Origin of the sequence: Bradyrhizobium sp. I1.14.4, from assembly GCF_050435825.1 — a bacterium.
Lineage (GTDB): Bacteria > Pseudomonadota > Alphaproteobacteria > Rhizobiales > Xanthobacteraceae > Bradyrhizobium.
Genome location: NZ_JBNDLA010000006.1, coordinates 228,561 through 249,605, shown reverse-complemented (window position 1 = coordinate 249,605; position 21,045 = coordinate 228,561). Strand labels below are relative to the sequence as shown.

The following is a 21,045-nucleotide window of genomic DNA, read 5'->3' as shown; positions in this document are numbered from 1 at the left end:
CGCATCTTCGCGGCCATGGTCTCCCGCACGCGCCTCAAATCGATTCTGACCGGACTCGCCCTCTACACGCTGGCGGCGCTGATGGTCGGCTATTTCGGCGTCAACGCCTACACCGGCAAATACGGCCTGAACGCGCGGCAGGAGCTCGACCAGGAAATCATCGCGCTGACCTCGGAGCTAGCGCGATTGAAGAAGGAGCGGGCCGAGGGTGAACAGCGGGTATCGCTGTTGCGGTCGGATCGGGTCGATCCCGACATGCTGGACGAGCGTGCGCGCTTCCAACTCGACTACGCCAATCCGCGGGATCTCGTTCGGATCAACAAGTCGAACTGACGCGTTCTCAAATTTCAAAAACACTCACGCGCTATCACAAAAGTGTCGCGCCGCGCTGCAGTGCGGCATAGCAAAATTCCATCCGGCGAACGCAATCCTTCCAAGGCGATTTGAGTTGGGTTAGAGAGGGTTCTTCGACTTCTCTCACCCGGAATTGCCATGGCCGCACCCAAGAAAAGCGTCGCAAAAGAATCAGGGCAGGAGAAGGCCGGCTCTCCCCCCGAATTCACCAAGGAGCAGGAGCTCAAGGCACTGCGGGACATGCTGCAGATCCGGCGCTTCGAGGAGAAGGCTGGTCAACTTTACGGCATGGGTGCGATCGGCGGCTTCTGCCATCTCTATATCGGCCAGGAAGCCGTCGTGGTCGGCATGCAGATGGCACTGAAACCGGGCGACGAGGTCATAACGGGCTACCGGGACCACGGCCACATGCTGGCTTGCGAAATGGAAGCCAAGGGCGTGATGGCTGAATTGACCGGACGCCGCGGCGGCTATTCCAGGGGGAAGGGCGGCTCCATGCACATGTTCAGCAAGGAGAAGCATTTCTACGGCGGTCACGGCATCGTGGGCGCGCAGGTGTCGCTCGGCACCGGCCTCGCCTTCGCCAACCGCTATCGCGGTAACGATGCCGTCAGCGTGACCTATTTCGGCGACGGCGCGGCCAACCAGGGCCAGGTCTACGAAAGCTTCAACATGGCGGAGCTGTGGAAGCTGCCGGTGATCTATGTCATCGAGAACAATCGCTATGCGATGGGCACTTCGGTGTCGCGCGCATCGGCGCAGCAGGACTTCTCCAAGCGCGGCGCCTCCTTCAACATTCCCGGCCGGCAGGTCGATGGCATGGACGTGCGCGCGGTCAAGGCTGCCGCCGACGAGGCCACGGCCTGGTGCCGCGGCGGCAATGGTCCGATCATCCTGGAGATGCAGACCTACCGTTACCGGGGCCACTCGATGTCCGATCCCGCGAAGTACCGCACGCGCGAGGAGGTCGAGAAGGTCCGCCACGACCAGGACCCGATCGAGCAGGTGCGCAACCGCTTGCTGGCATCAGGCGTGAGCGAGCAGGATCTGAAGGCGATCGACGCCGAGGTGCGCGAGATCGTCAACCAGGCCGCCGACTTCGCGCAGCACGATCCGGAGCCCGATCCGTCCGAGCTCTACACCGACATCTACCGCTGATCCCACCCGCGCAGACTAATTTCAAGACCGATTTCGGGAGCCGATATGCCCATTCAAGTGCTGATGCCTGCGCTGTCGCCCACCATGGAGAAGGGCAACCTCGCCAAATGGCTGAAGAAGGAAGGCGAGACCATCAAGTCCGGTGACGTCATCGCCGAGATCGAGACCGACAAGGCGACCATGGAGGTGGAGGCAACCGACGAGGGCACGCTCGGCAAGATCCTGATTCCGGAAGGCACCGCCGACGTCGCGGTGAACACGCCGATCGCCACCATCCTGGCCGACGGCGAAAGCGCCGCCGACCTCGCCAAGGCACCGGCCGCTCCGGCGCCGCTGCCGAAGGCCGCCGACGCCACGCCTGCTGAAGCTAAAGCGGAAGCGCCGCAGCCCGCCGCGAAGGCGCCGGCCGCGCCCGCCAGCGAGCCGCTGCCCGATCCGGAAATCCCCGCCGGCACCGAGATGGTCACCCAGACCATTCGCGAAGCGCTGCGCGATGCGATGGCCGAGGAGATGCGGCGCGACGGCGACGTCTTCATCATGGGCGAGGAGGTCGCGGAGTATCAGGGCGCCTACAAGGTGACACAGGGCCTGTTGCAGGAATTCGGCGCCCGGCGCGTGATCGACACGCCGATCACCGAGCACGGCTTTGCCGGCGTCGGTGTCGGCGCGGCGATGGCGGGCTTAAAGCCGATCGTCGAGTTCATGACCTTCAACTTCGCCATGCAGGCGATCGACCAGATCATCAACTCCGCCGCCAAGACGCTCTATATGTCCGGCGGCCAGATGGGCTGCTCGATCGTGTTCCGCGGACCGAACGGCGCCGCCGCGCGCGTCGCCGCCCAGCACAGCCAGGATTACGCGGCCTGGTATTCGCAGGTGCCGGGCCTCAAGGTGGTCGCGCCGTATTCGGCCGCCGACTACAAGGGCCTGCTCAAGGCCGCGATCCGCGATCCCAATCCGGTGATCTTCCTCGAGAACGAGGTGCTGTACGGCCACACCGGCGAGGTGCCGAAGCTTGCCGATTTCGTGGTGCCGATCGGCAAGGCGCGGATTGCTCGCGCCGGCAAGGACGTCACCATCGTCTCCTGGGCGATGGGCATGTCCTATGCGCTGAAGGCTGCCGATGAGCTCGCCAAGGAAGGCATCGAGGCCGAGGTCGTCGATCTCCGCACCATCCGTCCGATGGATACCGAGACCATCATCAACTCGGTGAAGAAGACCGGCCGTGCCGTCACGGTGGAGGAGGGCTGGCAGCAGAGCGGCGTCGGCTCGGAGGTCGCGGCGCGCATCATGGAGCACGCCTTCGACTATCTGGATGCGCCGGTCGCGCGCGTCTCCGGCAAGGACGTGCCGATGCCTTATGCCGCCAATCTGGAAAAGCTCGCTCTGCCATCCGTCGCCGAGGTGGTCGCGGCCGCCAAGGCCGTGTCCTACCGGTAACGCCGATGGCCGGTCCCAAGGAGCAGCCGCTGCCGCCTGATGTGATGGGCCGCGACGACGCCATCGAGGTGCTGCGCGCCTTTGTCGTCGACGGTGGCCTGTCGATCGCGTTCCAGCGCGCCTTCGAGGAACCGGACATGTGGGGGCTGATGCTCGTCGATATTGCCCGCCATGCCGCGCGCGCCTATTCGCGCGAAAGCGAATACACCGAAGACGAGGCGCTCGCGCGCATCGTCGAGATGTTCGAAGCCGAAATCGCCCGGCCGACCGACATGGGCCAAACCAAACCGCGGTCGCAACAAGGTCACTGACAATGCCGATCAATATTCTCATGCCCGCGCTGTCGCCGACGATGGAAAAGGGCAATCTCGCCAAGTGGCTCAAGAAAGAGGGCGACAAGGTCAAGTCCGGCGATGTGATCGCGGAGATCGAGACCGATAAGGCGACGATGGAGGTCGAGGCGGTCGATGAGGGCACGATCGCCAAGATCCTGGTGCCTGAAGGTACGCAGGACGTGCCGGTCAACGACGTCATCGCGGTCATGGCCGGCGACGGCGAGGATGTGAAGGCGGCAGCCAGCGCCGGAGCGGGCGCGGCACCGGCGGCCAAGCCCACCGAGGCACCGAAGCCCACCGCCCAGGCTGCGCCTGCTGCGGTTCCCGCGCCGGCGGCTGCGCCCGCGCCGAAGCCGGCCGCAGCGCCCGCCGCGGCGCCGCAGGCTGCTGCGCCGGCCGCGCAGGCCAATGGCCACGCCCGCGTGTTTTCCTCGCCGCTGGCGCGCCGGCTCGCCAAGGAAGCCGGCATCGATCTCGTCCGTATCACCGGCACCGGTCCGCACGGTCGGGTCATCGCGCGCGACGTCGACGAGGCCAAGTCCGGGAAGGGCCTGAAGGCGCCGGCAGCCACGCCCGCCGCGGGGCCGAGCATCGCGCCGTCAATGTCGGACAAGCAGATCCTCGCGCTGTTCGAGCCGGGCTCCTACGAAGTTGTGCCGCATGACGGCATGCGCCGCACCATCGCGCAGCGTCTCACCGCCTCGGTGCAGAACGTCCCGCACTTCTATCTCACCATAGACTGCGACATCGGCAAGCTGCTCGCCGCGCGCGAGGAGATCAACGCATCGGCACCGAAGGACAAGGAGAAGAAGCCGCTCTACAAGATATCGGTCAACGACTTCGTCATCAAGGCGATGGCGGTGGCGCTGCAGAAGATCCCGAACTGCAACGTCAGCTGGACCGAAGGCGGCATGCTCAAGCACAAGCATTCCGATGTCGGCGTCGCGGTGGCGATGCCGGGCGGCCTGATCACGCCGATCATCCGCACGGCCGAGAGCAAGACGCTGTCGACCATCTCGAACGAGATGAAGGATTTTGCCGCGCGCGCCCGGGCCCGCAAGCTGAAGCCGGAAGAATATCAGGGCGGCACCACCGCGGTCTCCAACCTCGGCATGTACGGCATCAACCACTTCACCGCCGTGATCAATCCGCCGCACGCCTCGATCCTCGCGGTCGGTACCTCTGAGGAGCGTCCGGTGGTCCGCGGCGGCAAGATCGAGATCGCGCACATGATGAGCGTCACCTTGTCATGCGATCATCGCGCGATCGACGGCGCGCTCGGCGCGGAGCTGATCGGCGCTTTCAAGCAGCTGATCGAAAACCCCGTGATGATGATGGTGTGACGGGCATCAGCCATGTACGCGATGTCAGGTCCGTACGTTCTGCTCGCCGCCGTCGCCGTCGCGTTGCTCGTCGCGGTCAACCGCGACCTGATATCGACGTTCCAGTTCAGGATCATGATGATCGGCGCGGGCGTGCTGGCGCTGGCGTGGTCCGTGTTCCTCGGTGCGGTATGGCAGGAGTACAGATGAATGGCCGGCACGGCTCGCACGCGCTGGCCCTGGATCTCGCTGCTGCTCTCGGCCGTGCTGGTGCTCAACCCGGTCGGGTTGGATTCTCTGCACTCCGCGTTCTTCGCCGGCGAACAACTGGCGCGGAACATCGCCGAGCCGATCGTGCTGACGGCCCTGGCCATCATGGCCGTGGTGATCGGGCTCGAATGGCTGGTCAGGTCATTGATCGCAAGAAGCCGCGCCCGCGGCGCCACAAATTGAGTTTGAACGGGAGCCGCCATGGCCGACACATCCTTCGACGTCATCATCATCGGCTCCGGCCCCGGCGGCTACGTGACGGCGATCCGCGCCGCGCAGCTCGGCTTCAAGACCGCGATCGTGGAGAAATCCTATCTCGGCGGCATCTGCCTGAACTGGGGCTGCATCCCGACCAAGGCCTTGCTGCGCTCGGCCGAGATCTATCACTACATGCAGCACGCCAAGGATTACGGACTGTCGGCCGACAACGTCTCGTTCGATCCGAAGGCGGTGGTGCAGCGCTCGCGCGGCGTCTCGAAGCGCCTCAATGACGGCGTCGGCTTCCTGATGAAGAAGAACAAGGTCACGGTGATCTGGGGCGATGCCACGATCGACGCGCCCGGCAAGATCACGGTGAAGAAGTCCGCGGTCGAGGCGCCGAAGGGCGCGAGCGGTGAGGGCACCTATCAGGCCAAGCACATCATCGTCGCGACCGGCGCGCGGCCGCGCGTGCTGCCCGGGCTCGAGCCCGACAAGAAGCTGATCTGGACCTATTTCGAGGCGATGGTGCCGGAGCGGATGCCGAAATCGCTGCTGGTGGTTGGTTCCGGTGCGATCGGTATCGAGTTCGCCTCGTTCTTCCACACCATGGGCGCCGACGTCACCGTGGTCGAGGTGCTGCCGCAGATCCTGCCGGTCGAGGACGCCGAGATCGCAGGGCTTGCGCGGAAGCGTTTCGAGAAGATGGGCATCAAGATCATGTCCTCGACCAAAGTGACAAAACTGGAGAAGAAGGCCGACAGCGTGGTCGCGACCATCGACGACGGCAAGGGCCAGCCGCAGACCAAGGAGTTCGAGCGCGTGATCTCGGCGGTCGGCGTGGTCGGCAATATCGAGAATCTCGGGCTGGAGAAGCTCGGCGTCAAAACCGACCGCGGCTGTATCGTGATCGACGGTCTCGGCAAGACCAATATCCCCGGAATCTATGCGATCGGCGATGTCGCGGGACCACCGATGCTCGCGCACAAGGCCGAGCACGAGGGCGTGATCTGCATCGAGGCGATCAAGGGCCTGCATCCGCATCCGATGGACAAGCTGATGATCCCGGGCTGCACCTACTGCAACCCGCAGGTCGCCTCCGTCGGCCTTACCGAAGCCATGGCCAAGGAAGGCGGCCGCGAGATCCGCGTCGGCCGCTTCCCGTTCGTCGGCAACGGCAAGGCGATCGCGCTCGGCGAGGACCAGGGTCTGGTCAAGGTGATTTTCGACAAGAAGACCGGGCAGCTGCTCGGCGCGCACATGATCGGCGCCGAGGTCACCGAGCTGATCCAGGGCTATGTCGTGGCGATGAATCTGGAGACCACGGAAGAGGAATTGATGCACACCGTATTCCCGCATCCGACCCTGTCGGAAATGATGAAGGAAGCGGTGCTCGACGCCTACGGGCGCGTGCTGAACATCTGACGTTTGCAGACGTCGCAGGTAGAAGTCCTGAGGTGCTCGCGGAACGCGAGCCTCGAAGGGTGCACGGCCGAGATCAAGCAGCAGGGCTCGTCGCCCTTCGAGGGCCGCTAGGAAGCGGCCACCTCAGGGTGAGGGTCTGATATGAGTGAACCTAAGAACAAGAAAGACCAGAGCCAGTGAAAGACAACGAAAACCTCTCCATCGAACGCCCGACCTTCGTGACCCATCTGGAATGCGCGATGGAGGGCGATCATTACGCCGCCGACCAGGTGCACAATCTCTCCAAGGCCGGCAAGCCGCTTCTGGTGCGCTACGACCTCGCCGGGGTGAAGAAGGCGCTCACGAAGGATGCGCTGGCGCAGCGCCCGGCCGACCTGTGGCGCTACCGCGAGCTGCTGCCGGTGCGCAAATGCAAGGACATCGTCAGTCTCGGCGAGGTCACGACGCCGCTGATCCGGCTGCCGAGGCTTGGTGCCAAGCTTGGCGGCGGCGAGATCATCGTCAAGGACGAGGGGCGGCTGCCGACAGGCTCGTTCAAGGCGCGCGGCCTCGTGATGGCGGTATCGATGGGCAAGGCGCTCGGCATCAAGCACATGGCGATGCCGACCAACGGCAATGCCGGCGCGGCGCTGGCGGCCTACGCCACTTCGTGCGGCATCAAGACCACGATCTTCTGCCCGGCCGATACGCCGGAGGTGAATGTCAGCGAGATCGAGCTGCAGGGCGCCACCGTCTACCGCGTCAACGGCTACATCGACGACTGCGGCAAGATCGTCGGCGAGGGGAAGGCAAAAGTCGGCTGGTTCGATACCTCGACCCTGAAGGAGCCGTACCGAATCGAGGGCAAGAAGACGATGGGCCTCGAGCTTGCCGAGCAGCTCGGCTGGGACGTGCCCGACGTGATCTTCTATCCGACCGGCGGCGGCACCGGCCTGATCGGCATGTGGAAGGCGTTCGACGAGCTCGAGAAGATCGGCTTCATCGGCAGCAAGCGTCCCCGCATGGTGGCAGTGCAGGCCTCCGGCTGCGCGCCGATGGTGCGGGCCTATATGGCCGGCACCGAGCACGCGGCACGCTGGGAGGACGCTCACACCATCGCCTCCGGCATCCGCGTGCCGCAGGCGATCGGCGACTTCCTCATCTTGCGCGCGGTGCGCGAGAGCAAGGGATTTGCGATCGCGGTCGACGACGACAAGATCAGTGCCGCCCTCAACGAGGTCGCGCGCGAGGAGGGGCTGCTGCTGTGCCCGGAGGGCGCCGCGACCTATGCCGCCTACAAGGAGAGTCTTGCCGACGGCCGCGTCAGCAAGAGCGACCGCGTGATGCTGTTCAATTGCGCCAGCGGCCTGAAGTACCCGCTGCCGCCGATCACCCGCACGCTGGACCGGCACAAGCCGATCGACTTCTCGCAGTTCTGACGCGTCATCCGAAGGGCCATCTTGTCGAAAGGTGGCCCTTCAAAAATAATTGGAAACAAGAAGATCGAGGGAGAGCGTGATGCGGAAGCTGGTTCTGGCCGTGTTGACGATGTTGGCGTTCACGGGGATCGTTGCCGCCGAAACCTATCCCTCGCACCCGATCACCATCGTGGTGCCGTTCGCGGCCGGCGGCCCTTCGGATGCGATGGCGCGCATTCTCGGCGAGCGCATGAAACAATCGCTCGGTGAGGTGCTGCTGATCGAGAACGTCACCGGAGCGGGCGGCTCGATCGGCGTCGGCCGCGCGGTGCGCGCGGCGCCGGATGGTTACACCATCTCGTTCGGCCATCTCGGCACCCATGTCGCGAACGGCGCGATCTACAAGCTCGGTTACGACCTCGTCATGGACCTCGAGCCGGTGGTGCTGCTGCCGAGCAATCCGATGATCGTCGTCAGCAAGAATGCGGTGCCGGCGAAATCGCTGAAGGAGCTGCTGGAGTGGCTGAAGTCGCGGCCGGCGCCGCCGACCGCGGGCACTGCGGGGGCCGGCAGCGGCAGCCACATCGCCGGGCTCTATTTCGAGAACGTCTCCGGCATCAAGCTGCAATACGTGCCGTATCGCGGCACCGGGCCGGCGCTGAACGACCTCGTCGCCGGCCAGATTGACATCATAGTCGACCAGACCTCGAACTCGATCAATCAGGTCCGCGCCGGCAACATCCGCGCCTACGCAGTCACCGATTCCAAGCGGGTCGCAAATGCACCGGAAGTTCCGACCGTTGACGAGGCCGGCTTGCCGGGCTTCCACATGACGCTGTGGTCCGGCCTCTGGGTGCCGAAGGGTACGCCGAAGGAAATCGTGGCCAAGCTCAACGGCGCTGCAATCGAGGCGATGGCCGATCCGGCTGTGCAGAAGCAGCTCGAAAATCTCGGCTTGCAGATGCCGCCGAAGGACCAGCTGACACCGGACGCACTCGGCGCTTGGCAGAAGGCGGAGATTGCAAAATGGTGGCCGATGATCAAGGCCGCCAATGTGAAGGTGGATTGAAGGCGGCGTCGTCCCGGCGAAGGCCGGGAACCACACGCCGCGGCCGACGTAAGGGGCAATCGGCTCAACGATTTGCGAACAACTTACAACGGTAGTCCCGGCCTTCGCCGGGACGACGCTGCATTATTGCGGCGGCATTGCCTCAATCGGCGCCGCGTTGCTCTCCTGCGTCACGACGCGCTCGCCGTTCTTCGCCAACGCCGTGGCTGCGTCGTCGAACCGCGCCCGGTAGACCGCAAAATTCTCCATCACCCGCTGGACGTAGTTGCGTGTCTCCGAGATCGGGATCCGCTCCACCCAGTCGACCGGATCGACCTTGGGGTCGCGCGGGTCGCCATAGGCCTTGATCCAGTCGCGGACGCGACCGCGGCCGGCGTTGTAGCCGGCAAACGTCATGATGTGGCAGCCATGATATTCCGCCAGCAGCGCACTCAATTCGGCGGCGCCCATCTGGGTGTTGTAGATCGGATCGGACACCATCCTGCTCCAGTCATAGCTGACGCCGAAGCGCTTGGCGGTGTCGCGGCCGGCTTCGGGCGTCACCTGCATCAGGCCGACGGCGTTGGCCGCCGACTTGTCGCGCTGGTCGAACGCGCTTTCGGTGCGCGCGATCGAGTAGGTCATGCTGCGCCCGATATCGGGGGCGATCGGGGTGTGCTTGGGAATGCCGATGACCGGGAAGGCGTAATGGTCGAAGGCAAAGCCCCGCGCCAGCGCGATCTTGCCGATCTGCAGCATGGCGCGGGCATCATTGTGGCGGCCGGTGAGCTCGCCGAGCGCCTCGAGCATCCCGACATCGGCGCTTTCTTCCGCGAGGTCGGCGGCGAAATAGAGCACGATATCGGGTTCGCCGATCGCGTAGAGCATGTCGGCGGCACGCACGCGCTCGTCGGCCGCCATGCTGCCGGCGCTGGCCGCGGGCGAGGGCGCGTGCAGCTCGACGCCGTCACGGCCGAGCTTGGCCAGCGCGAGCTGACCGTAATAGGCGGTCGGGTAGCGTGCCGCGGCCTGGTAGTCGGCCCGCATCGCCGCGGTGTTGCCGAGTGCCTCGGCGGCGCGGCCGCGCCAATAGGCGGCGCGCGCCAGCACCGTCGGGTTGGTCTGGCCCTCGTCGATATGCGCGAAGTGCGCCGCAGCGGTCTTGGCATCGTTGAGATAGCGCAAGGCGATCCAGCCGCGCATGAAGTGCATGTCGGAGCGGTAATAGGGGTTGTCCGGCGGCGCCGCAGGCCGCACCACGTCGTAGGCCGCCTGGTACTCGCCCTGGTCGAGCAGCTTGCGGGCGAGGATGCGCCGCTCGCGCCACCACTGGTCGGTGTCCTGCTGCGCCATCGTCTCGGGCGCCGCCGCAATCGTCACGCGCGCCGCGTCATCGATCCTGTTCTTCGCAAGCAGCCACTGGATGCGGCACAGCGTGTAGCCGAGATTGCTGCGGGCATCGGCCGGCACGTCGTTGAGCGCGTCCTCTGCCTTGCTCGATTGCCCGCGAACCGCGCCGCACGCTTTCACGATTGCGAGCTCGTCGCTGCCGATCCGCTGCGCCGCGCGCCTGGCGCCGGCGAGGTCCTTGGCGCCGATCCGCTTGTCCATGCGCGCGCGATGATCGTCGCGCGTGAGCAGATCCTTGAATGCGTCGTAGGCGTCGCTCTCGGTACGGTCCAACAATTCTTCCGAGCGCCATGCCTCGCGCACCAGCCGTGTGGCGCCGTCGCGGTCGCCTTCGGCCAGCAGCGTGCGGGCGAGCGCGAACTTGCCCTTGGCGCTGATCGGCTGATCGAGGGTGAAGCCGTGCACCGTGGCCGGATCGCTCCGCTCCTGCCACAGCCGCGCTTCAGCGCGCCGGCGCAACAGCGTGACGCTTGGCCAGTCCGGATTAGCCGTGACGAATGCCGCGTAGCGGCTGAACGGCGCATTCGACTCGGAGTGGCGCAGGAGACACCACTCGACGAGCTTTTGTCCGGCCGGGTCGGTGATCTTCGCCTGGATGTCAGTCGCGTCGCTGGTCTTGCCTCGGCGCGCGGCCAGGATCGCATCCCTGACCGCGGCGAGATCGTCCGACAGTTGCGGCGCGGCGGTTTTCTCCGGCTCGGGCGTCTTTGTGGTTTCAACCGATTTGGACGGAGCGGACTTGGCCTTCGCTGATTTGCGTTTGTCGGCGCCGTGCCTGGCGTGCCGGCGCTTGCCGGAGGCGCCCTCGCGCGCGGCTTTGGCGCCGTGCGCTTTTTTGTCTCCGTGGCCGCTCTTGGCCTGGTGCTGATGATGCGGCTTGGCGGTCGCCTGGACCGGAAGCAGCGCGAGTGCTGCGGCGGTGGCGAAGCACGCCAGCGGACGTAGGCAACGGTTCATTCCCTGGTCCCCCCTGAGAAACCATCAGGCACAAGCAGAACGCGTCATACGGCGGCACACCGCCGCAGATTATCACTACCCTCGAGTCTCGAGTGTTAATGCTGCTGCAACTCAACAGGGAAAACGCGGCGAAATATGGATTAAGGCGTGTGGAACCCATGGGAACCGGGGTTTTACGGGCGGCAGCGGACATACGGCACCCCACTTTGATCGGTTCTCCCCGAGATGTATCGTCGTTGAAAGCGCGCCGCGGGGGCTGCCGATGTTTCTGACAGATCACTTATCGCCGGCCGATGCGTCATGACGGCTCGCCTCACGACCATGCATAACGGCGGCCGCTATTTCGAGGGCCCGCGCTGGCATCGCGGGCGGCTCTGGTTCGTCGACTGCATGGCGCGGACATTGCTCAGCGTCAGTCTGTCGGGCGAATTGCACGAGCACGCTGCAGTGACCGACGACACGCCGTGCGGTCTCGGCGTGTTGCCTGATGACGATGTCGTCGTGCTGACGATGTTCAGGAAACGGCTGCTGCGGTTTTCCGATGGGGGTCTGTCGCTCTATGCCGACCTCTCTGAAGTCGCGATCGGCACGATCGACGATATGATCGTCGACGGGCAGGGGCGCGCCTATGTCGGCGGTCTCGGCTTCAATCTGCCGCCGCCCGAGGGCCGCGGCGGCGTCAGCCGGATCATCCTCGTGACGCCCGACGGTGGGGCCCGCGTCGTCGCGGACGGCTTGCGCTTTCCCAACGGCATCGCCGTCTCCTCCGACCATCGCCGGCTCGTCGTCGCCGAGATGCATGGCGCTGGTCTCGCCGACTACGACATCGCGCCGGACGGCGGCCTGAGCCTCCGCGGGCAGCTCGGTCGCGTCAACGATCCCGACGGCATCTGCCTCGATCGCGACGGGGCGGTCTGGGCTGCATCCTTCACGGAAGCTGCTTTCGTCCGGATCGATCGCAATGGTGTGGAGCGTGAGCGCATCACGGTGCCCGGTCGCCGCGCGCTCGCCTGTGCGCTCGGTGGCGCGGACCGCAGGACGCTGTTCTGCCTGAGTGCGGAGACGTCCTACGAGGAACTGCGGAAGGGCAAATCGGTGTCGCGGATCGATGTGATCGAGGTCGATACGCCGGGGGACGGCTATCCCTAGCCGTCATCCGTGGGCCGGGACTTCTTCTTTTTCTTCTCTTTCTTCTTCAGGATATCGGCCTGGCTCCTGAAGGCGCGGGCGAGGGAGCGCATCTGGTTGGCGACAATTGCGTCGGCCGTCGCGGTTGCGACCCGCTCCGCGGTTTGCGCCTGCTTGCGAATTGCCTTGGCCATTTTCATGAAGAATCCAATCGTGCCGCGCCACGCTGGTTCCAAGATCGGTGATGGCATATTTCGTCTTGAAGGCCGTTCTTGTTTCGTTCATATTGAGGCGCCCGGGAGAATGCCGCCATGGACGCCGAGCGAGACCGCGAAATCATCAGGCTGTGGAACGAGCTTCGCCGGCTGCAGCGCGAGGGGCGCCCGACAACATTGATGGTGCGTCGGATCGAAAAGGCCCTGGCGGCAAGAGAGCAGGAAGCCGCCTGACCGGGTTGCCGTCTCGCTCAAGACGTCCTAGCGCCCGCCGTCCGGCCCCATCACCAGATTTGGCAGCCAGGTCGAGATCTCCGGGAAGAAGCAGAGCATCAACACCGCGAACATCATCAGGAGCACGAACGGCAGCGTGCCCCAGATCACCTCGCTCAGGGGAATGTCGGGCGCGACGTTGCGGATGACGAAGATGTTGAGGCCGACCGGCGGGTGGATCAGGCCCATCTCCATCACGATGGTCATGACGACGCCAAACCAGATGATGTCGAACTCGGCCGCGCGAAGTGGCGGCAGGATGATCGGCGCAGTCATCAGGATGATCGAGACCGGCGGCAGGAAGAAGCCGAGCACGATCACCATCACGAGAATCGCGAACAGCAGCTCCCAGCGCGGCAGGTGCATTGCAACGATCGCTTCCGCCGCCGACTGCGAGATGTGCAGGTAGCTCATCACGTACGAATAGAGCAGCGACATGCCGATGATCAGCATCAGCATGGTGGATTCGCGGATGGTCGATTTCAGGATCGGCGACAGGTCGCTTGGCTTCCACACGCTGTAGATCACGGCGATCAGTCCGAGCGCCAGCAGGCCGCCGAGGCCGGCGGTTTCCGACGGCGTGGCATAGCCGCCATAGAGCGCGATCATCACGCCGGTCAGCAGCAGCACGAACGGGATCACGCGCGGCAGCGCGCTGAAGCGTTCGGCCATGGTGAACTCGTCGCGCTGCAGGATCGCGGCGTCCTTGCCGGTCGCGTCATAGACGGCGCGCGCCGTCGCGTATTCCTTGCGGAAACGGAACACGGCGTAGAAGCCGAACAACGACACCAACAGCAGTCCGGGGCCGATGCCGGCGAGAAACAGTCGCCCGAGTGATTTCTCCGCCGCAACGGCGAACAGGATCATCGTGATCGAGGGCGGGAGCAGGATGCCGAGCGTGCCGCCGGCGGCGATGATGCCCGCCGCAAAGCCGCCGGAGTAGCCGCGCTTGCGCATCTCCGGGATGCCGGCCGAGCCGATCGCCGAGCAGGTCGCGGGCGAGGAGCCGGCCATCGCCGCAAACAGGGCGCAGGCAAACACGTTGGCGACGCCGAGGCCGCCGGGCACGCGGTGCAGCCAGGCATGCAGCGCCGAATAGAGATCCTGGCCGGCGCGCGATTTGCCGATCGCCGCACCCTTCAGGATGAACAGCGGGATCGACAGCAGCGTGATCGAGGCCATCTCCTCGTAGACGTTCTGCGTTACCGTGTCGAGCGAGGCCGCCGGCATGTAGATCGCCATGAACACGACGGCAACTGCGCCGAGCGCAAACGCGATCGGCATGCCGGAGAACATCGCGAACAGGGTGGCAAGCCCGTAGGAGATGCCAATACCAAACACGGTCATCGGCGTGCGCCATCGGTCAGCGGAATGATGATTTGCAAAAAGAGCTGCACGCAGAGCAGCGTCATGCCCAGCGCCATCAGTCCGTAGGGAATCGCGAGCGGCGGCGACCACATCGAGTTGGACACCTGGCCATCGACATAGGCTTCGTGCGCCAGGGTCCAGGATTTCCAGGCAAAGAAGGTGCAGAACGCGAAGCTCACGACATCGACCAGCCACAGCCTGATGCTGTTGGCGCGCGCCGAGAGCATGCCGACGAACGCCTCGATGCTGACATGGCCTCGCTGGCTTTGCACATAGGCCGAGGTCATGAAGGTCGCGCCGACCAGCAGGAATACGGCGGCCTCGTCTTGCCAGTAGTTCGGACTGTGGAACAGGGCGCGGCCGAGCACGCTGTAGCTCAGGATCACGCAGGCCGCGATCAAGGCGAGCGCGGCGAACACCACGATGATGCTGTTGCAGACGGACACAGCGCGCCCAAGCATGGCCACGGTTGTATTGCCCGTGGTCGTGCTTGCGGTTTCGGCTTGATCCGCGACCGGACCATGCATCATGCGGCAACGTCGCTTGCGAGCTTCAGCAGGTTGGCGGCCGTCGCCGTTTTGGCAGCGTAGTCCTTCCAGGCGGTGTCGCGCGCGATGTCGCGCCACTTGCCGACGACGGTGGCATCGAGCGCGCTGACCTTGGCGCCGGCCTTCTCGTAGACCCTGGTGACCTCGACGTCGTCATCCTGCGCACCCTTGCGGCCGAAGGCCTCGAGCTCGGCGCCGACCGCGACGATGATGTCCTGCTGGTTCTTCGGCAGCTTGTCGAAGATCGCCTTTGACATCATCAGCGGCTCCAGCATGAACCAGTAGGAGGCGCCGGCGCCCGAGGTCAGCGACTTCGCGACCTCCTCGAGGCGGAACGAGATCAGGCTGGTGGAGGAGGTGATGCCGGCATCGCAGGCGCCGGTCTGCATCGCGGCGTAGATCTCGTTGGATGGCACCGACAGCACGGCGGCGCCGGCGGTCTGCAGCACCATGTCCATCTCGCGCGAGCCGCCACGCACCTTCAGGCCCTTGGCGTCCTCGGGCGCCACGATCGCCTTGGAGCGGCTGGCGACGCCGCCGGCCTGCCAGACCCAGGAGATCAGCACAATGCCCTTGTCGGCCAGGAAGTCGCTCAAGGCCTTGCCGACCGGTTCCCTCTTCCAGCGCAGGCCCTGGTCGTAGGTCGTCACCAGGCCCGGCATCAGGCCGATATTGGTCTCCGGCAATTCGCCGCCGGCATAGGGCATCGGGTAGAGGCTGAGATCGAGCGCGCCCTTGCGCATCGCCGAGAACTGCGCGTTGGTCTTGATCAGCGACGAGTTCGGATAGACCTCGGCGATGAGGTCGCCGCCCGAGCGCTTGGCAACCTCGGCTGCGAACATCCGGCACATCCTGTCGCGGAAGTCGCCCTTGTCGATGGTGCCGCCGGGGAACTGGTGCGAGATCTTCAGCGTGGTCGCGGCGTGCGCGGTCCCGATACCCATCCGCAGGACGGCGGGTGCGGCGAGGGCGGAAGCGAGGACGTGGCGGCGTGTGAGCATGGTTCTCCCCTGAAGAGCTTCTTGAGTGGCTGTTGGGCCGGCGCGAAGCTTTAGCTTAGCCGGTCTTCGCGTGAATATTCTCTAGTCTGATAGTTCGAGGCGCCCTGATAGTGCGAGCCGATACAGCGCCGCAAGTCTTGCCATTGCTGCGGCGCACACTGCCGAGGCAGCGTCGCCGCGCAACCCTGGCGCGACGAACCGTCGGGCGCGCGCTGCGATGCTTCAAGAATTTGTTATTGGGGGTAACAACGGGCGGTGCAAGTGCGTCGAGTAGAGGGCGGCAAGTCGTCGCGCTCATATTCGACCACACAAGGGATCATAAAATGACCACCAAGACCCGCCTCGGCCTTTCCGCCGTGCTGCTCTCGTTTAGCCTGGCGCTGGCTCCCGCCGCCTTTGCTCAGGACAAGATGGGCAAGGATGACGCGATGAAGAAGCAGGACACGATGTCCAAGGATGCCATGAAGAAAGACGATGGCATGATGAAGAAGGACGACGCCATGAAGAAGGACGGCGGCGCGATGATGAAGAAAGACGACGGCATGAAGAAGAACTGACTGCCGCCATCAATCGCCGTCCGCAGGCCCGCCATCGTGGCGGGCCTGGTTGCGCCTCAGCGCTTCTTCTTGCCGCGCTCCTTGCGCGCCGCGTAGCGGGCGTCGCGCTTGGCCTTCTGTTCGGCCTCGAGCGCGGCCAGTCTTGCGGCTTCATCGTCTTTCTCGCGCGCGATCCGTGCGGCCTCGGCCGCGGCGGTCTCTTCCTCGCGGCGCTTTTGCTCGGCCCTTTCGGCTTCACGGACTTCCTTGGCCTTGGCGCGACGCTCGGCGATCGCCGCACGCTCCTCGGCACGTGCCTGCACAGCGGGATCATCGGCACCCGGCTGGGCGCGAAACTTGTTGAGAAGGTTTTGCCGCGCCTGCAGGGCCGCTTTTTGGCGGTCGGCAAAACCCGGTTGCTTGAAGCCACTCATAGAGGAAGCCTGCTGCTTTCTGTTCGGGTGATGGATGGGGTTGGGTTCGCCGCTTCAATAAGCGAATGGCGGCGAAAACGCCAGTGGCGAACGGAGGGCTGTGGAGCAAGGGAGATATGAGCGCACAGCAAAAGGCCGATGACGGTAGTCGTTCCCGCCTGGCCACCGGCGTGGTGAGTGGTTGGTCACCGAATCCGCCGAAAAATCTACCCGCGCTGAAACTGCTCGCGCCGGCCGTTGCCCAGCACCTTGGCAACCGTCTCGGCGGTCATCGCACTCCGATCCGAGGCGCGCTGGACTTCCAGCCTGTCGCGGGCCTTTTCGCTAATCAACAGGCCGATCAGCCGCAGCCTGCTGGTCTCGTCGACAGCTTCCGAGAGCAGCTGCCTGTAACGCTGATAGTCGTAGGTCGCTTCCTGTTCGCTCACCGGCACGCCCCGCACACGCGCTCCACTTCAGCGGGTAGTCTTTCGCGAGTCGTGGAAGCCCGCAATGGAATTGCGGCGCGGATGGCTACGGATGCGCATTTCGTTGTGCGACTGTTGCAGAATTGATCGCACGCAACCGTGCAAACGGTCATGATGCGGGCGACGGCAATCGGGAACCGAAGCAGGCATGAGCAAATCCGAAGACGGAGGAAGCCGCAGGGGTGCGCTGATCGGGCTGCTGGTCGCGGTGATCATGCTCGCGGTCGGGCTCTGGCTTGCGCATGACCTGACGGCCGCCAGCAAGATGCAGGACTGCCTGATGTCGGGCCGGACCAACTGCAACGTGATCGAGCCGGCGCGCTGACCCGTCTTGCGGCAGTGCAATATCAATCCCACATCAACCCCAAAGGCTCGGGCTGAACTGTTTGTTCCCGGCTGTGATTTCGGTCACGCGCGGACAGGCGGGATGCCTGATCGACTCCCTGAGATCGGCAGGAACCAAGGCCATGATGTCAAAGCTGTGGTCCGGAAAGGGCGCGGCGCTGGCTGCTGCAGGCGCGGCGGGTGCCGTTTTGGTAACGTATCTATCCCTGACGCTGGCGTCGCCCGAACCGGTGTCCAGTGCAGCGCTCGGGCCGGACTGGCAATGCAGCCGGGTAGCTTTCGTGCTGACAACCTGCAGCCGTGCGACCGGGACTGAGCTCGAGGCCAAGGCTGAAGGCGCAGTCAAGGCTGAAGGCGAAGTCAAGGCGGAGGGGGAAGTCACGGCGATCCCGGTAAGGGCGAAGGACGATTGTCCGCCGGAACCCTAGCTTCTTGTTTCTGCCGCGTTTTCCTTGACGCGAAGCCGGGCTCACCTCGTTCGAAAACGCTCTGGCGGAATCGCCGCGGCGGCCGCAATTCAAGTTATTTCTTGGTGGCGCTACGCGGCTTGATCGACAGGCCGAGGCGCATCGCCATCTTCTTGATGCGCTCCGGCGAGCGGCCGGTCGCCTTCACGACCTCCTCGAGCGACTTTGAGGAGCGTGCCAGTTCCATCAGTCGTCGGTCCTCCTTGAACGACCACCGCGGCTTTCGGGCCATCTTGTCGGTATCCTTGTGCATTGCTGGGCAACAAAGCCGCCAGGCGGGGACGCCTGACGGCTTTGCCGGTGTGGGCCCGGACCTTGGGGAAATGTCCGGTGGATAAGCAATACTGCTTCCGGATAAGGTCGCAATTGAAACCGGAATTTAACCTAACCTATCAAGGTTACTTGCAAGGTTACTCGGTGAGAGCGTGGCAGGAGGCCTTATGTGCAAGGTCGCCATTTTGAGTGCCGCAGCATTTTTACTGTCCGGTTGCTGGTCCGACCCGGAGGTCACAGGATCGACCAACAGCTGCGCGGCCAATCTCTATAGTCAGTACAATCCCAAGGTCATGGATCAGTGCGTTAACGCCTGCATCAAGTGTGACCGCGGCAACGTAACGACCTGCACGACCTCCTGTACGCTGAAGGGCGCGCGGTAATCGATCCGCGCACCCACGGTTGCGAGTGAGGCCTCGAGGCATTACGCCAACGGGCCGCCTTGCGCGGCGAGATGAACGCCTTTATCGCGTCCGGGTAGCGGCGCCGTCGTCGCGCCGGAAACTGGGAGCGTGGAACAGAGCGCGATGAGCGGTTCTTCCTTTGTCGCGGTCGATTGGGGCACCAGCAGCTTCCGGCTCTGGCTGATGAACGCTGGCGGCCAGGTGCTCGGGGAACGCCGCAGCGACCAAGGCATGCCTGCGGCCGCCAAGACCGGCTTTGCATCCGTCCTGCAATCGCACCTCGACGCGCTGGGCGTGCCAGCTGATCTGCCGGTCGTGATCTGCGGCATGGCGGGCGCGCGGCAGGGCTGGGTCGAGGCCGGCTATGTCGACACGCCCGCGCATCTCTCCGATATCCTGAAGGGCGCCGTCGTGGTCAGCGGGCAAGCGCGCGATATCCGCATCCTGCCTGGGATTGCGCAGCGCGATGTCGCGGCACCCGACGTGATGCGTGGCGAGGAAACCCAGTTGCTCGGCGCGCTCGGCCTGGATGCGGCACATGCGGCCGAGGTCTGCATGCCGGGTACGCATTCCAAATGGGTGCGCCTGCGCGGCGGAACGGTCGAACGCTTTGCGACGTTCATGACTGGGGAGCTGTTCAGCGCGGTCGCGCGCGACACCATCCTGTCACACGCCGTCACCGGCGCGGACGAGGCGATCGATGGCGATGCGTTCCGCGCGGCCGTCGCGGAGGCGTTTGCCGCACCGGCGCTATCAGCCAATCTGCTGTTTCGTGTGCGCTCGCGGCAGCTGCTGTTTGGCGGCAGCGCCCGGGCGGCGCGTGAGACGATTTCGGGCACGTTGATCGGGGTTGAGCTGGCGGCGGGCCTTGCGCAGCGGGAGCCAGCAACGCCGGTTACGCTGATCGCATCGGGCCGGTTGCAGCGGCTCTATCAAATCGCACTCGAACGTCTTTCGATCCCGCTCAGTGTCATGGACGCGGAGGAGGCGGTTCGCCGCGGCCTTGCCGGCGCAGCAGCGGCGATCTGGAAGAATGGAGGGATCGCATGAGCATTCCATTTCCGCCGATGAAGCGTCCGCTGGTCGCGATCCTGCGCGGCGTCATGCCGGACGAGGCCGGCGGCATTGTGAGCGAGCTGATCGCGGCGGGCATGACGGCGATCGAGATTCCGCTGAACTCGCCCGAGCCGTTCCGTTCGATCGAGATCGCGGCGAAGCGGGCGCCTGCGGATGTCCTGATCGGTGCCGGCACGGTGCTGACCGCGGCGGACGTCGATCGTCTCCATGACGCCGGCGGCCGCCTCATGGTGTCCCCGAACGTCGATGTCGACGTGCTGGCCCGTGCAAGGCACCATGCGATGGTCACGATGCCTGGCGTGTTCTCGCCGACCGAAGCGCTGCTCGCCGCACACGCGGGGGCGTCGAGCCTGAAATTCTTTCCGGCGAGCGTGCTCGGCGCCTCCGGCATTACTGCGATCCGTGCCGTGCTGCCGCCCGACGTGATGATCGCCGCCGTTGGCGGCGTCTCGGACCAGAATTTCGCGGAATACGTGAAGGCAGGCATCCGCGCCTTCGGTCTCGGCAGCAGCCTCTACAAGCCGGGTACGACGGCCGCGGATATCGCGGTCAGGGCAAAGGTGACGATCGAGGCATATGACAAGGCCGTACAGGGCGCAGGCTAGCTAGGTTCGGTGCGTGGCTCCCGGCAGCGCGCTAATCGTCGCGCTTGCCGCCGTCGATCACCCTGAACAGCGGCGCCGCCTCGCGGGGATTCTCAAGCAGTTCCCCGACCATGGCGATCGCGGCGGCGACGTATTTCCCGGTCGCGGCGTCCAGTGGCCGCTCCGCTTCGTCTGATAGCGCGAGCTTGGCGCCTTCGAGCAGTTTGCGGGTGCGGACGGCGGACTCGTCACCGGCGGTGAGGGCGGCGCGGGCGATTGATCGCAGCACGAACAGTTCACCCTCCAGCCGCAGCAGGCGGTCGTTCAGCTTGCTCAGGACAGTGTTCAGGTTCCGCATGATGTCCTCTCCGGGCGTTGGACCCTCCTTCCATACACGGTCATTCCTGACGAAATTCTTGTGGCGGCCGCACACCATCTGGTTCGTTGAATGGCGTCCCGGGCCTCCCCCTATTGCAGGCGGCCCGGGCAGGTGTCGTCATCTGCCGGAGCCATTTGTGGATCACAGCGAACCGCTCGGGTAGAGTGACCCGCGGTACAGCGCGCGGTTGGGCTCCAGGGGCAGATCCGCCTATTTCAGCAAAACTATCTCA

26 protein-coding genes are annotated in these 21,045 nt (G+C 64.9%); 17 read left to right on the top strand and 9 right to left on the bottom strand.

The window, feature by feature from the left end:
• Nucleotides 1-15 precede the first annotated feature (15 nt).
• The 10 genes from ABIB78_RS15445 to ABIB78_RS15400 all read left to right on the top strand — a co-directional run bounded on the left by ABIB78_RS15445 (nucleotide 16) and on the right by ABIB78_RS15400 (nucleotide 8,968).
• The gene (locus ABIB78_RS15445; RefSeq protein WP_021079258.1) at nucleotides 16-333 is read left to right on the top strand and encodes an FtsB family cell division protein; all 318 of its coding nucleotides are present in this window, start codon (nucleotides 16-18) and stop codon (nucleotides 331-333) included.
• Between the two features lie 159 nt (nucleotides 334-492).
• Entirely contained in the window at nucleotides 493-1,512 is a 1,020-nt protein-coding gene (gene pdhA, locus ABIB78_RS15440; RefSeq protein ID WP_429025833.1) for a pyruvate dehydrogenase (acetyl-transferring) E1 component subunit alpha, read from the top strand.
• 45 nt (nucleotides 1,513-1,557) lie between these two features.
• Entirely contained in the window at nucleotides 1,558-2,952 is a 1,395-nt protein-coding gene (locus ABIB78_RS15435) for a pyruvate dehydrogenase complex E1 component subunit beta (protein WP_429025832.1), read from the top strand.
• Nucleotides 2,953-2,957: 5 nt separating this feature from the next.
• Nucleotides 2,958-3,263 (top strand): DUF5076 domain-containing protein, encoded by a 306-nt coding sequence (locus tag ABIB78_RS15430; protein ID WP_024583574.1) that lies wholly within the window; start codon nucleotides 2,958-2,960, stop codon nucleotides 3,261-3,263.
• A 2-nt stretch (nucleotides 3,264-3,265) separates the two neighbouring features.
• Nucleotides 3,266-4,630 (top strand): pyruvate dehydrogenase complex dihydrolipoamide acetyltransferase, encoded by a 1,365-nt coding sequence (locus ABIB78_RS15425; RefSeq protein WP_429025829.1) that lies wholly within the window; start codon nucleotides 3,266-3,268, stop codon nucleotides 4,628-4,630.
• Nucleotides 4,631-4,642: 12 nt separating this feature from the next.
• Entirely contained in the window at nucleotides 4,643-4,819 is a 177-nt protein-coding gene (locus ABIB78_RS15420) for a hypothetical protein (protein ID WP_429025827.1), read from the top strand.
• Nucleotides 4,820-5,062, top strand: a complete 243-nt coding sequence (locus ABIB78_RS15415; RefSeq protein ID WP_429025825.1) for a hypothetical protein — start codon at nucleotides 4,820-4,822, stop codon at nucleotides 5,060-5,062.
• An 18-nt stretch (nucleotides 5,063-5,080) separates the two neighbouring features.
• Nucleotides 5,081-6,502 (top strand): dihydrolipoyl dehydrogenase, encoded by a 1,422-nt coding sequence (gene lpdA / locus ABIB78_RS15410; RefSeq protein WP_429025823.1) that lies wholly within the window; start codon nucleotides 5,081-5,083, stop codon nucleotides 6,500-6,502.
• Nucleotides 6,503-6,678: 176 nt separating this feature from the next.
• Nucleotides 6,679-7,920: a threonine synthase gene (locus ABIB78_RS15405; protein WP_429025821.1), complete on the top strand. Its 1,242-nt coding sequence runs from the start codon at nucleotides 6,679-6,681 to the stop codon at nucleotides 7,918-7,920.
• A gap of 79 nt (nucleotides 7,921-7,999) precedes the next feature.
• Nucleotides 8,000-8,968 carry a tripartite tricarboxylate transporter substrate binding protein BugD gene (locus ABIB78_RS15400; RefSeq protein ID WP_429025818.1) on the top strand — a complete coding sequence of 323 codons (969 nt, stop codon included), beginning with the start codon at nucleotides 8,000-8,002 and terminating at the stop codon, nucleotides 8,966-8,968.
• Nucleotides 8,969-9,091: 123 nt separating this feature from the next.
• Here the strand turns inward: ABIB78_RS15400 and ABIB78_RS15395 are convergent, their stop codons facing one another.
• Nucleotides 9,092-11,314: a transglycosylase SLT domain-containing protein gene (locus ABIB78_RS15395; RefSeq protein WP_429025816.1), complete on the bottom strand. Its 2,223-nt coding sequence runs from the start codon at nucleotides 11,312-11,314 to the stop codon at nucleotides 9,092-9,094.
• A 300-nt stretch (nucleotides 11,315-11,614) separates the two neighbouring features.
• Between ABIB78_RS15395 and ABIB78_RS15390 the strand changes: the two genes are divergently transcribed.
• The gene (locus ABIB78_RS15390; RefSeq protein ID WP_429025814.1) at nucleotides 11,615-12,463 is read left to right on the top strand and encodes an SMP-30/gluconolactonase/LRE family protein; all 849 of its coding nucleotides are present in this window, start codon (nucleotides 11,615-11,617) and stop codon (nucleotides 12,461-12,463) included.
• On the opposite strand, the gene ABIB78_RS15385 is transcribed toward ABIB78_RS15390, so the two are convergent.
• Nucleotides 12,460-12,636: a hypothetical protein gene (locus ABIB78_RS15385; protein WP_429025811.1), complete on the bottom strand. Its 177-nt coding sequence runs from the start codon at nucleotides 12,634-12,636 to the stop codon at nucleotides 12,460-12,462. The two genes, ABIB78_RS15390 and ABIB78_RS15385, sit on opposite strands and share 4 nt — an antisense overlap.
• Nucleotides 12,637-12,753: 117 nt before the next feature.
• Between ABIB78_RS15385 and ABIB78_RS15380 the strand changes: the two genes are divergently transcribed.
• Nucleotides 12,754-12,891, top strand: coding sequence for a hypothetical protein (locus ABIB78_RS15380; RefSeq protein ID WP_429025809.1), 138 nt, complete (start codon nucleotides 12,754-12,756; stop codon nucleotides 12,889-12,891).
• A 27-nt stretch (nucleotides 12,892-12,918) separates the two neighbouring features.
• Here the strand turns inward: ABIB78_RS15380 and ABIB78_RS15375 are convergent, their stop codons facing one another.
• From ABIB78_RS15375 to dctP, 3 genes are read right to left on the bottom strand one after another with little or no spacing between them, the layout of a single operon-like run.
• Nucleotides 12,919-14,277, bottom strand: a complete 1,359-nt coding sequence (locus tag ABIB78_RS15375; RefSeq protein WP_429025807.1) for a TRAP transporter large permease — start codon at nucleotides 14,275-14,277, stop codon at nucleotides 12,919-12,921.
• Nucleotides 14,274-14,828 (bottom strand): TRAP transporter small permease, encoded by a 555-nt coding sequence (locus ABIB78_RS15370; RefSeq protein WP_429025806.1) that lies wholly within the window; start codon nucleotides 14,826-14,828, stop codon nucleotides 14,274-14,276. The genes ABIB78_RS15375 and ABIB78_RS15370 overlap by 4 nt, the downstream gene beginning before the upstream one ends.
• Entirely contained in the window at nucleotides 14,825-15,847 is a 1,023-nt protein-coding gene (gene dctP / locus ABIB78_RS15365; RefSeq protein ID WP_429025804.1) for a TRAP transporter substrate-binding protein DctP, read from the bottom strand. The genes ABIB78_RS15370 and dctP overlap by 4 nt, the downstream gene beginning before the upstream one ends.
• Before the next feature lie 323 nt (nucleotides 15,848-16,170).
• Between dctP and ABIB78_RS15360 the strand changes: the two genes are divergently transcribed.
• Nucleotides 16,171-16,404 (top strand): pentapeptide MXKDX repeat protein, encoded by a 234-nt coding sequence (locus ABIB78_RS15360; RefSeq protein ID WP_429025803.1) that lies wholly within the window; start codon nucleotides 16,171-16,173, stop codon nucleotides 16,402-16,404.
• A 56-nt stretch (nucleotides 16,405-16,460) separates the two neighbouring features.
• On the opposite strand, the gene ABIB78_RS15355 is transcribed toward ABIB78_RS15360, so the two are convergent.
• Nucleotides 16,461-16,817: a DUF6481 family protein gene (locus ABIB78_RS15355; RefSeq protein WP_429025801.1), complete on the bottom strand. Its 357-nt coding sequence runs from the start codon at nucleotides 16,815-16,817 to the stop codon at nucleotides 16,461-16,463.
• Between the two features lie 206 nt (nucleotides 16,818-17,023).
• Nucleotides 17,024-17,245, bottom strand: a complete 222-nt coding sequence (locus ABIB78_RS15350) for a hypothetical protein (protein WP_429025800.1) — start codon at nucleotides 17,243-17,245, stop codon at nucleotides 17,024-17,026.
• Between the two features lie 187 nt (nucleotides 17,246-17,432).
• Between ABIB78_RS15350 and ABIB78_RS15345 the strand changes: the two genes are divergently transcribed.
• Together ABIB78_RS15345 and ABIB78_RS15340 are read left to right on the top strand one after the other, a co-directional pair.
• A complete protein-coding gene (locus ABIB78_RS15345; RefSeq protein WP_429025798.1) occupies nucleotides 17,433-17,609 on the top strand; it encodes a hypothetical protein in 177 nt (58 codons plus the stop codon).
• Between the two features lie 142 nt (nucleotides 17,610-17,751).
• On the top strand, nucleotides 17,752-18,057 hold the full coding sequence (locus tag ABIB78_RS15340; protein WP_429025796.1) for a hypothetical protein: 306 nt from the start codon (nucleotides 17,752-17,754) through the stop codon (nucleotides 18,055-18,057).
• A 94-nt stretch (nucleotides 18,058-18,151) separates the two neighbouring features.
• Here ABIB78_RS15340 and ABIB78_RS15335 read toward each other — a convergent pair whose 3' ends face one another.
• On the bottom strand, nucleotides 18,152-18,328 hold the full coding sequence (locus ABIB78_RS15335) for a hypothetical protein (RefSeq protein WP_198964853.1): 177 nt from the start codon (nucleotides 18,326-18,328) through the stop codon (nucleotides 18,152-18,154).
• Between the two features lie 568 nt (nucleotides 18,329-18,896).
• On the opposite strand from ABIB78_RS15335, the gene ABIB78_RS15330 reads away from it, so the two are divergent.
• Nucleotides 18,897-19,823, top strand: a complete 927-nt coding sequence (locus tag ABIB78_RS15330) for a 2-dehydro-3-deoxygalactonokinase (protein WP_429025794.1) — start codon at nucleotides 18,897-18,899, stop codon at nucleotides 19,821-19,823.
• Nucleotides 19,820-20,455 carry a 2-dehydro-3-deoxy-6-phosphogalactonate aldolase gene (locus ABIB78_RS15325; protein ID WP_429025792.1) on the top strand — a complete coding sequence of 212 codons (636 nt, stop codon included), beginning with the start codon at nucleotides 19,820-19,822 and terminating at the stop codon, nucleotides 20,453-20,455. Before ABIB78_RS15330 ends, ABIB78_RS15325 begins: the two co-directional genes overlap by 4 nt.
• 31 nt (nucleotides 20,456-20,486) lie before the next feature.
• Here ABIB78_RS15325 and ABIB78_RS15320 read toward each other — a convergent pair whose 3' ends face one another.
• Entirely contained in the window at nucleotides 20,487-20,792 is a 306-nt protein-coding gene (locus ABIB78_RS15320) for a hypothetical protein (RefSeq protein WP_429025790.1), read from the bottom strand.
• Between the last annotated feature and the right edge of the window lie 253 nt (nucleotides 20,793-21,045).

Excerpts from the sequence above, each read along its gene's own strand:
- ABIB78_RS15445 (WP_021079258.1), top strand. The coding sequence starts at position 16 with ATGGTCTCCCGCACGCGCCTCAAATCGATTCTGACCGGACTCGCCCTC.
- pdhA (WP_429025833.1), top strand. The coding sequence starts at position 493 with ATGGCCGCACCCAAGAAAAGCGTCGCAAAAGAATCAGGGCAGGAGAAG.
- ABIB78_RS15435 (WP_429025832.1), top strand. The coding sequence starts at position 1,558 with ATGCCCATTCAAGTGCTGATGCCTGCGCTGTCGCCCACCATGGAGAAG.
- ABIB78_RS15430 (WP_024583574.1), top strand. The coding sequence starts at position 2,958 with ATGGCCGGTCCCAAGGAGCAGCCGCTGCCGCCTGATGTGATGGGCCGC.
- ABIB78_RS15425 (WP_429025829.1), top strand. The coding sequence starts at position 3,266 with ATGCCGATCAATATTCTCATGCCCGCGCTGTCGCCGACGATGGAAAAG.
- ABIB78_RS15420 (WP_429025827.1), top strand. The coding sequence starts at position 4,643 with ATGTACGCGATGTCAGGTCCGTACGTTCTGCTCGCCGCCGTCGCCGTC.
- ABIB78_RS15415 (WP_429025825.1), top strand. The coding sequence starts at position 4,820 with ATGGCCGGCACGGCTCGCACGCGCTGGCCCTGGATCTCGCTGCTGCTC.
- lpdA (WP_429025823.1), top strand. The coding sequence starts at position 5,081 with ATGGCCGACACATCCTTCGACGTCATCATCATCGGCTCCGGCCCCGGC.
- ABIB78_RS15400 (WP_429025818.1), top strand. The coding sequence starts at position 8,000 with ATGCGGAAGCTGGTTCTGGCCGTGTTGACGATGTTGGCGTTCACGGGG.
- ABIB78_RS15395 (WP_429025816.1), bottom strand. The coding sequence starts at position 11,314 with ATGAACCGTTGCCTACGTCCGCTGGCGTGCTTCGCCACCGCCGCAGCA.
- ABIB78_RS15390 (WP_429025814.1), top strand. The coding sequence starts at position 11,615 with ATGACGGCTCGCCTCACGACCATGCATAACGGCGGCCGCTATTTCGAG.
- ABIB78_RS15385 (WP_429025811.1), bottom strand. The coding sequence starts at position 12,636 with ATGGCCAAGGCAATTCGCAAGCAGGCGCAAACCGCGGAGCGGGTCGCA.
- ABIB78_RS15380 (WP_429025809.1), top strand. The coding sequence starts at position 12,754 with ATGGACGCCGAGCGAGACCGCGAAATCATCAGGCTGTGGAACGAGCTT.
- ABIB78_RS15375 (WP_429025807.1), bottom strand. The coding sequence starts at position 14,277 with ATGACCGTGTTTGGTATTGGCATCTCCTACGGGCTTGCCACCCTGTTC.
- ABIB78_RS15370 (WP_429025806.1), bottom strand. The coding sequence starts at position 14,828 with ATGATGCATGGTCCGGTCGCGGATCAAGCCGAAACCGCAAGCACGACC.
- dctP (WP_429025804.1), bottom strand. The coding sequence starts at position 15,847 with ATGCTCACACGCCGCCACGTCCTCGCTTCCGCCCTCGCCGCACCCGCC.
- ABIB78_RS15360 (WP_429025803.1), top strand. The coding sequence starts at position 16,171 with ATGACCACCAAGACCCGCCTCGGCCTTTCCGCCGTGCTGCTCTCGTTT.
- ABIB78_RS15355 (WP_429025801.1), bottom strand. The coding sequence starts at position 16,817 with ATGAGTGGCTTCAAGCAACCGGGTTTTGCCGACCGCCAAAAAGCGGCC.
- ABIB78_RS15345 (WP_429025798.1), top strand. The coding sequence starts at position 17,433 with ATGAGCAAATCCGAAGACGGAGGAAGCCGCAGGGGTGCGCTGATCGGG.
- ABIB78_RS15340 (WP_429025796.1), top strand. The coding sequence starts at position 17,752 with ATGATGTCAAAGCTGTGGTCCGGAAAGGGCGCGGCGCTGGCTGCTGCA.
- ABIB78_RS15335 (WP_198964853.1), bottom strand. The coding sequence starts at position 18,328 with ATGGCCCGAAAGCCGCGGTGGTCGTTCAAGGAGGACCGACGACTGATG.
- ABIB78_RS15330 (WP_429025794.1), top strand. The coding sequence starts at position 18,897 with ATGAGCGGTTCTTCCTTTGTCGCGGTCGATTGGGGCACCAGCAGCTTC.
- ABIB78_RS15325 (WP_429025792.1), top strand. The coding sequence starts at position 19,820 with ATGAGCATTCCATTTCCGCCGATGAAGCGTCCGCTGGTCGCGATCCTG.
- ABIB78_RS15320 (WP_429025790.1), bottom strand. The coding sequence starts at position 20,792 with ATGCGGAACCTGAACACTGTCCTGAGCAAGCTGAACGACCGCCTGCTG.